At 73.5% G+C, this 11,278-nt stretch carries 12 protein-coding genes, 4 tRNA genes and 2 pseudogenes; 4 read left to right on the forward strand and 14 right to left on the reverse strand.

Annotated elements, in window-relative coordinates; all coding sequences use genetic code 11:
- The 8 genes and pseudogenes from AB0I15_RS41890 to AB0I15_RS41925 all read right to left on the reverse strand — a co-directional run.
- Nucleotides 1-1,545 (reverse strand): AAA family ATPase (locus AB0I15_RS41890; protein WP_358109018.1); only part of this gene is annotated, 1,545 nt, incomplete at its 3' end.
- An 86-nt stretch (nt 1,546-1,631) separates the two neighbouring features.
- Nucleotides 1,632-2,054 (reverse strand): hypothetical protein, encoded by a 423-nt coding sequence (locus tag AB0I15_RS41895; RefSeq protein ID WP_358109021.1) that lies wholly within the window; start codon nt 2,052-2,054, stop codon nt 1,632-1,634.
- Nucleotides 2,033-2,164, reverse strand: a complete 132-nt coding sequence (locus AB0I15_RS41900) for a hypothetical protein (protein ID WP_358109024.1) — start codon at nt 2,162-2,164, stop codon at nt 2,033-2,035. The genes AB0I15_RS41895 and AB0I15_RS41900 overlap by 22 nt, the downstream gene beginning before the upstream one ends.
- 31 nt (nt 2,165-2,195) lie before the next feature.
- Nucleotides 2,196-2,330 (reverse strand): annotated as a pseudogene (locus tag AB0I15_RS41905) (3-phosphoglycerate dehydrogenase); the annotation flags it as partial.
- Nucleotides 2,331-2,423: 93 nt separating this feature from the next.
- Nucleotides 2,424-3,188, reverse strand: a complete 765-nt coding sequence (locus AB0I15_RS41910) for an aldolase/citrate lyase family protein (protein WP_358109027.1) — start codon at nt 3,186-3,188, stop codon at nt 2,424-2,426.
- Nucleotides 3,185-4,270, reverse strand: coding sequence for an exo-alpha-sialidase (locus AB0I15_RS41915; RefSeq protein WP_358109030.1), 1,086 nt, complete (start codon nt 4,268-4,270; stop codon nt 3,185-3,187). Before AB0I15_RS41915 ends, AB0I15_RS41910 begins: the two co-directional genes overlap by 4 nt.
- An 11-nt stretch (nt 4,271-4,281) precedes the next feature.
- Nucleotides 4,282-5,202 carry an aldo/keto reductase gene (locus AB0I15_RS41920; RefSeq protein ID WP_358109033.1) on the reverse strand — a complete coding sequence of 307 codons (921 nt, stop codon included), beginning with the start codon at nt 5,200-5,202 and terminating at the stop codon, nt 4,282-4,284.
- On the reverse strand, nt 5,199-5,372 hold the full coding sequence (locus tag AB0I15_RS41925; protein WP_358109305.1) for a hypothetical protein: 174 nt from the start codon (nt 5,370-5,372) through the stop codon (nt 5,199-5,201). Before AB0I15_RS41925 ends, AB0I15_RS41920 begins: the two co-directional genes overlap by 4 nt.
- Here AB0I15_RS41925 and AB0I15_RS41930 point away from each other — a divergent pair.
- From AB0I15_RS41930 to AB0I15_RS41940, 3 genes are read left to right on the forward strand one after another with little or no spacing between them, the layout of a single operon-like run.
- Nucleotides 5,362-6,831 carry a four-carbon acid sugar kinase family protein gene (locus tag AB0I15_RS41930; protein ID WP_358109299.1) on the forward strand — a complete coding sequence of 490 codons (1,470 nt, stop codon included), beginning with the start codon at nt 5,362-5,364 and terminating at the stop codon, nt 6,829-6,831. The genes AB0I15_RS41925 and AB0I15_RS41930 overlap by 11 nt on opposite strands.
- The gene (pdxA, locus tag AB0I15_RS41935) at nt 6,828-7,826 is read left to right on the forward strand and encodes a 4-hydroxythreonine-4-phosphate dehydrogenase PdxA (RefSeq protein ID WP_358109035.1); all 999 of its coding nucleotides are present in this window, start codon (nt 6,828-6,830) and stop codon (nt 7,824-7,826) included. The genes AB0I15_RS41930 and pdxA overlap by 4 nt, the downstream gene beginning before the upstream one ends.
- 20 nt (nt 7,827-7,846) lie before the next feature.
- Nucleotides 7,847-8,620 (forward strand): DeoR/GlpR family DNA-binding transcription regulator, encoded by a 774-nt coding sequence (locus tag AB0I15_RS41940; RefSeq protein ID WP_358109038.1) that lies wholly within the window; start codon nt 7,847-7,849, stop codon nt 8,618-8,620.
- 28 nt (nt 8,621-8,648) lie between these two features.
- Here AB0I15_RS41940 and AB0I15_RS41945 read toward each other — a convergent pair whose 3' ends face one another.
- Nucleotides 8,649-9,524, reverse strand: a complete 876-nt coding sequence (locus AB0I15_RS41945) for a 3,4-dihydroxy-2-butanone-4-phosphate synthase (RefSeq protein ID WP_358109041.1) — start codon at nt 9,522-9,524, stop codon at nt 8,649-8,651.
- A gap of 163 nt (nt 9,525-9,687) precedes the next feature.
- A pseudogene (locus AB0I15_RS41950) lies at nt 9,688-9,870 on the reverse strand (hypothetical protein); the annotation flags it as partial.
- Nucleotides 9,871-10,119: 249 nt separating this feature from the next.
- Between AB0I15_RS41950 and AB0I15_RS41955 the strand changes: the two are divergent.
- Nucleotides 10,120-10,749: a GNAT family protein gene (locus AB0I15_RS41955; protein ID WP_358109044.1), complete on the forward strand. Its 630-nt coding sequence runs from the start codon at nt 10,120-10,122 to the stop codon at nt 10,747-10,749.
- Between the two features lie 81 nt (nt 10,750-10,830).
- Here AB0I15_RS41955 and AB0I15_RS41960 read toward each other — a convergent pair.
- The 4 genes from AB0I15_RS41960 to AB0I15_RS41975 all read right to left on the reverse strand — a co-directional run bounded on the left by AB0I15_RS41960 (nt 10,831) and on the right by AB0I15_RS41975 (nt 11,202).
- A tRNA-Val gene (locus AB0I15_RS41960) sits at nt 10,831-10,902 on the reverse strand.
- 21 nt (nt 10,903-10,923) lie between these two features.
- Nucleotides 10,924-10,995: transfer RNA gene (locus tag AB0I15_RS41965), tRNA-Gly, on the reverse strand.
- Nucleotides 10,996-11,044: 49 nt separating this feature from the next.
- Nucleotides 11,045-11,115: transfer RNA gene (locus AB0I15_RS41970), tRNA-Cys, on the reverse strand.
- A 15-nt stretch (nt 11,116-11,130) separates the two neighbouring features.
- Nucleotides 11,131-11,202, reverse strand: a tRNA-Gly gene (locus tag AB0I15_RS41975).
- Nucleotides 11,203-11,278 lie beyond the last annotated feature (76 nt).

The raw sequence follows: 11,278 nt of genomic DNA on the forward strand, positions 1-11,278 counted from the left end.
CTCGCCACCCCACCCGCCCCGACCACGCCGGCCGCCGGGGTCGCGCCCGGCGGCCTCGTTGAGCAGCGCGGCCACGAGCTCCGGCTGCCCGCCGGTCCGCCGGAACACCTCCTCGGCCAGCCGCGCGTCCCCCGCCAGCTCCCGCACCGCCGCGAGCGGCAGCGGGCCGGGCCGGACGACCTCCGCGACCCCGCGCAGGGCGTCGGCCACGTCGTGCTCGCCGGTCCGCGCCGTCGCCAGCACCAGCAGCCGCGCCTGCGACACGCGCCTGGCCAGGTAGTGCACGAGCTCCACGGTGGCCGCGCCGGCGGCGTGCAGGTCCTCCAGCACCAGCAGCACCGGCTCCCGCTCGGCCAGCGCGCGCAGGAACGCGGTCACCGCCTCGAAGGCGTACCTGCGCTCCATCGCCTGCCCGCGCGACAGCGACTCCAGCGCCGCCGCCCATTCGCCGGTCGGGTCGCACGATCCGTCCTTCGCCGGGCGGCACAGGCGGGGGCGCAGCGCGTCCACGAACGGCTGCAGGAACAGCTCCCGCTCGATCTCGTGGCAGCGCGCCCGCAGCACGATCCCGCCCGTCACCCCGGCGACCCGCTCACCCTCGGCGGCCAGCCGCGACTTGCCGACACCCGCCTCACCGGCGATCACCAGCACCCCGGTACGCCCGGCCACGGCCCGCGCCCAGGCCCGCGAGATCGCCGCCACCTCCGCGTCCCGTCCCGCGAGCCCGGCCCGCCGCACGACCCTGGCCCGACCGGCGGGCGCGGGCCGCAGGACGGGCGAGCGCACGGGTTCCTCGCGCAGGATCGCCAGGTGCGTCTCCCGCGTCTCGGGCGCCGGGTCCGTGCCCAGCTCCGCCGCCAGCCGCCGCCGCAGCACCTCGTACGCCAGCAGCGCCTTCGCCGGCTCGCCCGCCGCCGCGTGCGCCCGCATGAGGAGCCGGTAGGCCACCTCGTCGAACGGATCCGCCCGCACCGCCGCCTCGGCGACCCTCCGCGCCCCCGCCGGATCGCCGGCGAGCAGCCCCGCCCCGGTGAACGCGTGCCGGGCCCGCCGCACCAGCGTGGCCGCCTCGTCCCTGACCGCCGTCATCCAGCCCGCGTCCGGCTCGCCCGCCAGCACCACGCCGCCGTGCAGCAGCTCCAGCGCCCGCCCCGCGGCGGCCGCGGCCAGCGCCGGCTCCCCGCCGCGCAGACAGCCCTCGGCCTCGGCGACCAGCCCGGCCGCCAGGTCCAGATCGACCCGCACGCCGGGCGGCCCGCCCAGCCGATAGCCGGTGCGCCCGCCGATCACGACCTCGGCGCCCAGCACGCCGCGTAACCGGCTGACCAGCGTCGCGACGTTACGCACCGGGTGGGCGGGCCCGATGCCCGGCCACAGCGCCTCCGCGATCCGGTCGGCGGCCAGCACCCCGCCCCGCTCGGCGGCCAGCAGCTTCAGCAGCGTGCGCGCCTTCCCGCCGACCACCCCACGCTGGTAACGCACGCCGTCCCGCTCGACCGTGAACGCCCCGGCCAGCCGGATCAGCACCCCATTCGCCTCGATCATGTCACGCCCCCCGTCTGGTTGGCGTGACACGCGCGTGCCACGGCCGGTCCAGGGCCGTGGCACGAACGCGCGGGGGTCGCCGGAGGTCAGAAGGGGTTCAGATCGAAGACCTCCAGCAGCGCGTACAGGCCGAGGAACGTGATGGCCGCGCTGCTCAGCACCAGGGCCACGGTCAGCAGCGGGCTGCCGCGATACCGCGGATCGACGCCGGCGCCGCGCAGCCGCCACACGGCGACGACCACCGCGATGAGGAACACGCCCCCGCCCAGCGCTCCGATCTGCACCATGATCACCGGCGACTGGACGAAGAGGAAGAACATCGCCCAGACCGGCGGCAGGCACCAGGTGAGCAGCCGGATGACCTTCCGGCGCGCGGCGGGGTCGGCCCAGTCCACGACGCCGAGCAGTCCGAGCGTGTTCGTCCACAGGCGCGGCACGCTGGCCGTGGAGCCGATGTAGGTGGAGTAGAGCACCGCGATCGCGCCGATCAGGAAGACGACTGCGCCCACGGCCCCATCGTGTCGGTGTACATGCGGGACAGCGTGCACAGCGTGCAGACGATCCACGAGGTGAACACGTCCAGCCGCATGACCTTCAGCCAGCCCTCGGCCCGCGCCACGCGGGCGGCCGTCCCGTCGTCGGGCCCGCGCCGCGCCGACGTCGATGGTGTCCACGCCGACGCCGTGCTTGGCGATGACCTTCAGCCGGTCGCCGGTCGTGACGACCTCCTCCGTCACGGCGTCCAGCCCGACGATCACCGCGTCGGCCCCGGGCAGGCGGTCCAGGCCGCCGGTCTCGACGTCGCAGCCGCCCTCGTCGCAGCACGCGCAGCGGCTCGGGGGAGTGCTTGGCGAACGTGGGCGTGGTGATCAGGACCCTCATACGCGCCGCACGGCCTTCAGGTGCGCGGCCGCGGCCTGTTCGAGGTGCACGAGGTCGGAGGCGACGGTGGCGAACGTGAAGCCCTCGGCCAGGCGGCGGGCGGCCTGCTCACCGGTCGGGTTGTGGATGCCGGCCGCAATGCCCGCGCTCGCGGCGGTGGTGCGGACCTTCTCCAGCGCCGCCTCGAACACGTCGGCGACGTCGGGATCGTTCGGGAACCTGCCGCCCACGGCCAGGCAGAGATCGGACGGGCCGACGTACACGCCGTCCAGGCCCGGGGTCGCGCAGATGGCCTCGATGTTGGCCAGCCCCGCCGGGGTCTCGATCATGGCCAGGACCAGCACGCTGTCGTCCGCCTCCGCCGGCGTCGGGCCGATGCGCAGCATGGAGCGCATGGGGCCGTACGAGCGGCGGCCCTTTCCGGGGTAGCGGGCGGCGGACACGGCGCTCGCCGCGTCCTCGGCCGTGTCGACCAGCGGCACGATCACGCCGCCCGCGCCGAAGTCCAGGGCCCGGCCGATGACGGCGGGGTCGCCGGACTCGACGCGCACGATGCCGACCGAGCGGCCGCCCGCGTCGATGGCCATGAGGTTGCTCAGCAGCCCGGCGTTGCCGATCAGGCCGTGCTGGCCGTCCAGCGCGACGTAGTCGTACCCGAGCCTGGCCAGGCGCTCGGTGGCGACGGGCGCGTCGAGCACCACCCAGTAACCGACGCACTGTTCCCGGTTGCGGATCCTGACGGCTAGCTCGGAAGCGGTCATGCGGTATCGATCTCCTCTGCGGTGATGCGGACGTGCTTGATGACTCTGCGGGGGAAGGTGTAGGCGACGTGCACGCTCCCGTCCGCCGCCTGAGCGATCGACGGGTACGACAGCTCCCTGTTGAGCCCGTCGCGCGAGTTGTTGGTCATGCAGTACCCGCCGCCGGTCTCCAGGTCGCGCGCCCACGGCCAGGTCCGGCCGCCGTCGTCCGACAGCGCCAGCGTCAGCGGCGCCCGCGGCGCGCCCCAGAACGCGGCGCCGGCGCTCTGGCCGTGGCCCTCGATCTCGTCGTAGAGGGAGGTGCGCCGCTCGGTGGCGTCGAGCCGGCTGCTGTGGTTGAGCACCAGGGCGACCCGGCCGTCGGCCAGGCGGGTGGCCTGGATGGAGGAGTTGTTGTTGGGCAGCTCCGTCGCCTCCGGCGGGCTCCACGTCCGGCCCGCGTCGCCGGACCGGGACGCGTAGACGTGGTCCGCCCAGCGGCTGCGGAACAGCGCGAGCAGCGTGCCGTCGCCCAGGGGGACGACGTTCATGTGCACGCACCCGGTGCTGTCCGGGATCTCCTGGCGCCGCCAGGTCCCGCCGCGGTCCTCGGAGACGTACAGGGCGCTGGTGTCCTGGTCGCCCACCCACTTGCCGGTCGCCGGGCGCCTGCACCGGAAGGCCGGCAGCAGCCAGCGGTGGCCCAGCACCACGATCGGCTGGCGGACGAACACGCCCCCGTCGGGGTCGGCGGGGATCAGCGTGCGCACCGGGCCCCACGACGCGCCGCCGTCCTCGGAGATCCGCGCCCTGACCTCGGCGGTGTCCTGGTCGCCCGCGTGCTGCGCGGTGTAGAGCAGCCACAGCGCGCCGTCGGGGGCGGGGAACAGGATGGGGTTCTGCTCGGAGCGGGTGTCGTCGTCGGACACGCGGACCGCCTCCGACCACGTGCCGTCGCTCAGCCGGGAGAACCAGATGGAGATGTCCGGCATGCCCTCCTGGGCCCCGCCGAACCACACGCAACCGAGGTCCCCGCCGGGCAGCGGCATGAGGTTGGCGGCGTGCGCCTGCACGGTGGGAGCCGGGAGCAGGCCCGCCCTCATCGGTCCGGCCTTCACCGGTTGTAGGCCGGCATCGGGCCGCGCAGCGTCTCGCCCACGGCGTCACAGGCGGCGGCCACCTCGGCGGGCAGCGGCCCGGCCGCGAGCGCGGCCAGGTTGCCGCGCAGATGTTCGATGCTGGAGGCGCCCAGCAGCACCGCGCTCACCACCGGCCGGCCGAGCAGCCAGCGCAGCGACAGCTCGGTCAGCGGCAGCCCGGCCTGGACGTCGATCCCGTCGAGGGCCTCGACGGCCTTGAACAGCTCGGCGTCCCAATAGCGCTCCCGGTACATCGCCGCCAGCCGCGAGTCGCCGAAGCGGCCCTTGTCCGGCGCCCGGTCGAAGCGGTGCTGGCCGGTCAGCAGGCCGCCGCCGAGCGGGTTGTAGACCATCGTGCGCAGCCCGCCGGCGAGGGCGAACTCGGCGTACTCGTCCTCGATCCGCCTGGCCAGCAGGTTGTAGAGCTGCTGGGCGACCACGGGCCGCGGGGTCATCCCGGCGATCTGCCAGGCGGCGTAGTTGGACACGCCCAGCTCGCCGATCTTGCCTTCCCGCCGCAGCTCGTCCACCGTGGCCAGGGTCTCCTCCAGCGGCGTGGACCGGTCGGGCTGGTGCAGGTAGAACAGGTCCACGTGCTCCACGCCCAGCCGCCGCAGGCTGCCGTCGAGCGACGCGCGCAGGCCGGCGGGCGACAGCGGCGCGTGCCCGCCCGCGTCCGGATGGGGGATGCCGGCCTTGGTCGCCAGCACGACGCGGTCACGCCGGCCGCGCAGCAGCGTGCCGAGGATCTCCTCGGCGGCGCCGCCCGCGTAGCCGTTGGCCGTGTCGACGCCGGTGACCCCGGCGTCGAGGGCGAGGTCGAGCATCCGCCCCGCCGTGTCCGCGTCGACGGTGTCGCCGAAGGTCATGGTTCCGAGCACCGGCTCGGGGATCATCGAGTGGCTCCTTTCGCTGCCGCGAGGACATCGCGCGGCTTGCGTCCTCGCATGGTCGTCGGGTCGAGCGCGGCCGCGGGCAGCGCCCGGGTGTACGGCTCCTTCGGCGTGGACAGCACGGTCCCGGTCGGGCCGTGCTCGACCATCCGGCCCGCGCGCATGACCAGCACCTCGTCACTGTCGATCCGGGCGCCGGGCTACGTCCGCGTTACTTGCGGGCAACTGTGGCATAATGTGCGCGTTCCGTGCAATACTCATCGCGTGATTCACGCAAACGGAGGCAGGCAGGGCGGTGGCCTTCGTGTATTCGCGCTAGCCGACGACCTGTCGGGGGCGGCGGAGGTGGCGGCGGTGCTCATGTCATCCGCGCGCCCTGCGCGAATCGCGCTGTCCGGCCCGCCGTACGCGTCCGCCGAGCCCGTGCTCGTCGCCGACCTCGACAACCGGCACCACCCGAGGGCCGCCGAGCTGGTACGGGAGGCGCTCGCGCACGCGGGCGACCGCCGCGTCTTCGTCAAGATCGACTCCCTGCTACGCGGCAACGTGTCCGCCACCACCTCAGCCACCCTCACGGCCGCAAGCTCCACGCCCTCCGCGCACATTCCGCCTGCCGTGCCCGCTTCGGCCGCTGTGCCCTCTGTGCCCACTCCGTCCGCTGCGTCTTTCGCGCCTGTTGCGCGCGCAGCGGCTTCTGCTGCCGTCGCCGTTCCGGGGTCGGCGGACAGCGGGCTGGTCGTTCTCGCGCCCGCGCTGCCGTCCGCCGGGCGGACCGTGGTCGGCGGTGTGCCTTTCGTGGACGGGGTGCCGTTGCGCGAAACGCGCGCCTGGCACGTCGAAACACGTTCCGCCCCCGCCACCGTCGCCGCCGCCCTGGACGGCGTACCGTCGGTGTCCATCCCGCTGGCCACGGTCCGCGCCGGGCTCGTCCAGGCGCTCGAGCGGACCGCCGGGCGGGTGGCGATCTGCGACGCGGAGACGGACGCCGACCTGGACACCATCGTGGCCGCCGCGTTCGCAGCGGACCCGCGCGCACACCTGATCGGCGCCGGCGGCCTGGCCGCCGCCCTCGGCCGCAGCCGGCCCTCGGAGCCTTCGCCCTGCGAACCCGGACCCTCTGAACCTGATGGGCCTCCGGAATTCCCGCTGCTCGTCGTGGTCGGCACCGCCGCCCCCGGCGCGGCCACCCAGGCCGAACGCCTCATCGCCCAAGGCGCCCACTCCGTCACCCTCGACGCGAACGACCTCGGCACCGCCCGCCACGTACGCACGCAACCCGGCACCACCCCGGCCCATCGCGTGCGCACGGCGCTCGAGACCGGCCCGGTCGTGCTGACCGTCCAGGGCTCACCCGTACCGGCGGACCTGCCCTCCATCCTGGGCCGGATCGTCGCGGAGGCGCTCGCGGACCGCCCGGCGCACCTGGTCCTGACCGGCGGCGAGACCGCCCGGCGCGTCCTGGACGCCCTCGGCGTACGCGAACTGTTCCCGATCGGCCAGGTCCACCACGGCGCCGTGCACAGCCGCACCCCGCAGGGCCACTCGGTGGTCACCCGCCCCGGCAGCTTCGGCGACCGCGACAGCCTCCTTCGCATAGCCGCCCACCTCACTCTCGACGAAAGGTTCACATGAGCACCCCTCTCATCGCCCTCACCATGGGGGACGGCTCCGGCGTGGGACCGGAGGTCGTCGTTGGCGCGCTGCTCGCCCCCGAGGTCTCCACGTTCTGCCGCCCGGTCGTCATCGGTGACGCAGCACGCCTGCGCAAGGCCGCCGGATTCCTCGGCGTACGGCCGGAGGTGGTGACCGTGAACGGCGTCGCCGAGGCGTCGTTCGAACCGGGCCGCGTCAACGTCATCGACCCCGGTCTGATCCCCGACGACCTGCCGTGGGGGGAGGTGTCGCCGGTCGCGGGCGACGCCGCGTACGAGTACGTCCGGCTGGCCGGCGAGCTGGCGATGTCCGGCCAGGTGCAGGCGATCTGCACGGCCCCGCTGAACAAGGAGGCCCTGCACGCCGCCGGCCACGTCTTCCCCGGCCACACCGAGCTGCTGGCCCACCTCACCGGTACGGAGGAGGTGTCCATGATGCTCTCGACCACGAAGGTCAAGGTCATCCACGTCACCACCCACATCGGCCTGATCGACGCGGTCGCCCGCATCGAGCCGGGCCTGGTCGAGCGGACGATCCGCCGGGGAGAGGCCGCGATGCGCGGCTCCGGCGTGGAGCGCCCGAAGATCGGCGTCTGCGGCATCAACCCGCACGCGGGCGAGAACGGCCTCTTCGGCTACGGCGAGGAGGGGGAGAAGATCGTCCCGGCCATCGAGCGCCTGCGCGCCGAGGGCATGGACGTGCACGGCCCGCTCCCGGCCGACACGGCGTTCTTCCTCGCGGGCCGCGGCGACTACGACCTCATCGTCGCCATGTACCACGACCAGGGCCACGGCCCGGTCAAGATCCTGGGCCTGGAGGCGGGGGTCAACATCACCGTCGGCCTGCCCGTCATCAGGACCTCGGTCGACCACGGGACCGCTTTCGACATCGCGGGGAAGGGTGTCGCGGACGCGGGTAGCATGATCGAGGCCCTGCGCCAGGCGGCCGAACTGTCGTCCGCGCGGGGCCTGTGACGGGAAAGGACCGACCACCGATGGGCCGCGCAGCACAGGTTCGCCGCGACGAGATCGTCCGCCTGGCCACCACGACCGGCCTGGCCAGCGTCGAGGAGCTGTCGGCCCAACTGGGCGTGACGGCCTCCACCATCCGCCGCGACCTCGCCCACCTCAAGGCGGCGGGCCTGCTGGCCCGCACGTACGGCGGGGCGATGGCGGTCGTCACCCACCCGGAGGCGTCGCTGCGGCAGCGCATCGGCGAGGCGTTCGAGGCCAAGCGCGCCATAGCCGCCTGGGCCGCCGCCCAGATCCGCCCCGGCGAGACGGTCCTGCTGGACGCCGGCTCGACCACGGGCGCCCTGGCCCACGAACTGCGGCACGCCGTGGACCTGACGGTGGCGACCACGGGCCTGAACGCCCTGCAGGAGCTGGCGGGGGCTACGGGCGTACACGTCGAATGCCTCGGCGGCACCCTCCGGCACATGAGCCAGGGCTTCATCGGCCCCCTGGCGGAGGCGGCCCTCAGTCGCATGACCTTCGACCGCGTCTTCCTGGGCGCCGACGGGGTGACGGCGGAGGAGGGCATCTGCGAGGCGAGCCTGCAGCAGACCCGGTTCAAGGAACTGATGATGGACCGCTCACGCCACATCTACGTGCTCGTCCACGCCGCCAAACTGGGCCGCCGCCCCTTCCACGCCTGGGCCCGCATGCCCGACACCTGGACCTTGGTGACGGACGCGGCGGCCACCGGAGAAGCCCTCAAACCCTTCACCGCAAAGGGCGTCGAAACCATGGTCGTCACCCCGGGGTAGGCCGTCGGCGCCGGGCGGGTTTCGCGCTTCACAGCCAGGCCCGCAGATCCCGTACGTCGATCAACGGCAACCCCCACCGCAGCGCGGACGCCTCCAGGTCGGCGGGTCCCGCCATGACCCCGTCCGGCTTCATGATCTCGCAGCACACCCCCACCGGCGGCAGCCCGGCGGCCTGGCACAGTGCCACGGTCGCCTCCGTGTGACCGGCGCGCTCGGCCAGCAGCCCCGCCCTCGCCTGGAGGGGGAACACGTGCCCCGGCCGCAGGAAGTCCGAGGGGCGCGCGTCCGGATGGGCCAGCCGCCGTACGGTGGCGGCGCGCTCGGCGGCCGACACCCCGGTGCCGGTGCCCTCGGTGAGATCGACGGGGACGTGCGGCCGGGTGCCGTGCCGGTCGCCGTCGCCGGGGATCGGCGGGATCTCCAGCCGTTCCAGCACCTCGGGCGCGCACGGCACGGTCGTGTGGCCGCAGCACTGGGTGAGCAGGAACGTGAACGCGTCGGGCCGCAGCCGCGCCCCGCCGAAGATCACGTCACCCTCCGTCTCCCGGTCGGGATCCCACACCACCACCGCCCCACCGGCCGCGATCTGGGCGACGGCCTTGTCCACCCCGGCACGCCCCGAGATGTGCCCCGCCCAGCCGAGCGCGGCCACCGCCCGCGCCACGTCGGCGGCGGCCGCCGCGGGCCGGGCCATGGCCAGCCGCCCCACCAGGTCGGACTCCAGGTTCACCCGCTGCCCGACCGCCACCGTGCCCAGCGTCGTGCCGGCCAGCGTGGCCGGGATCAGCACCACCGAGAACCGGTCGCGTACGACCTCGGCCACCGTCAGGCTCGCCCCGTCCACGGCGATCGACCCCTTGGCCACCACCCGCTCCAGGAACCGCGCGGGCGGCCTGATCCACACCCGCCGTCCCGGGCCCCTGCTCCTCCACCGCGGTGACCTTGCCGACCGCGTCGACGTGCCCCTGCACCAGGTGCCCGTCCAGCCGATCGCCCAGGGCCAGCGGCACCTCGACGTTGACCTGCCGCCCCTCGCTCAGCTCGTCGAACGTCGTCCGCCGCCGCGTCTCACCGCTCACGGTCGCGGTCACCCCGCCGTCGCCGACCTCCTCCAGGGTGACGCACACCCCGGCCACGGCCAGCGACCCGCCCGCCCGCAGGTCGGCGACGCTCTTGGGCGCCCGTACGAAGATCCGCTCCTCGTGGACGGACTCGATCTGCCCGATCTCCTGAATACGCCCGCTGAACATCGGCCATCCCTTTCTGAGTACGAGGACGTCAGGGGCCTGGGCAGGCCCGAGAGATGGCGGGGTCTCACCGCGCGGCCCCGGAATCGCACCGGGTCGTTCCGCCACCGGCGGAACCGGCGGGCTGTCACCGCCGCACCTGGAATTACACCGGCTCCACCTTAACACGGCGGCCACAGGCGCGGCGAAACTTCCTTGACGCCCCAGCTCAGCCTGGGTCACGATGATCGCCCGCGAGCCGGGGGAGTGCCGATGACCAACAAGCTTGAGGGGCCCACGCTGGAGGGCGCCCTCGTCCGCCTCGAGCCGCTGGGCCACCACCACGCGCCCGACCTCGCCGTGGCGGCCGAAGAGGACCGTGGCTCCTACGCGTTCACCTGGGTGCCCAGGGCGCACGAGGTCGGCCGCTACATCGACGCGCAGCTAGAGCGCGCGGCGACGGGCAGGCTGGCACCGTACGCGCAGGTGGCGAAGGCGACGGGCCGCGCGGTGGGAGCCACGGCCTACTGGGACCCACGATTCTGGCCCGGGACAGAGCGGCTGTGCGCGGTCGAGATCGGCTTCACCTGGCTGGCGGGTCCGGCGCAGGGCACGGGGCTTAACGTGGAGTCGAAGCTGCTGCTGTTCGGCCACGCCTTCGAGGAATGGGACGTCGCCCGCGTCGACCTGAAGACGGACGCGCGCAACGGCCGCTCCCGCGCCGCCATCGAGAAGGTGGGCGCGCGCTTCGAAGGGGTGCTCAGGAACTGGTCGCAGTCATGGGCCCCAGGAGAAGACGGCCTGCTCCGCGACTCGGCCGTCTTCTCGGTCATCGCGCAGGAATGGCCGGACTGCCGCTCACGGCTCGAAGCCCGCCTCAAGAGAGAGGTAGCCGGCGCCTGACGACGGCCGGGCACAACCTGAAAAACAAGAAACCCCAGCTCCCGGCATATGCCGGAAAGCCAGGGCTTCCATGAAAACCGGTGGACGATACTGGGATTGAACCAGTGACCTCTTCCGTGTCAGGGAAGCGCTCTCCCGCTGAGCTAATCGTCCGTATTGAGTTGGTGAACTCAGAGCGGAAGACGGGATTCGAACCCGCGACCCTCACCTTGGCAAGGTGATGCTCTACCACTGAGCCACTTCCGCATGGCGTTTCACTTACTTTAGCGGATCCCGAGGGGTCCGCCGGTCGTCGAGGTGGAGACGGGATTTGAACCCGTGTAGACGGCTTTGCAGGCCGCTGCCTCGCCTCTCGGCCACTCCACCAGGAGTCTTGCTCCGAGCGGAAGACGGGATTCGAACCCGCGACCCTCACCTTGGCAAGGTGATGCTCTACCACTGAGCCACTTCCGCGTGAATCCCCGGCGACGTGCGCCGGGCCACGGGAAAACCATATCGTCTCCGGAGAGTGCCCGTGCGCACCGAACGG

Source organism: Nonomuraea sp. NPDC050643, assembly GCF_040654715.1.
Classification (GTDB): Bacteria; Actinomycetota; Actinomycetes; order Streptosporangiales; family Streptosporangiaceae; genus Nonomuraea.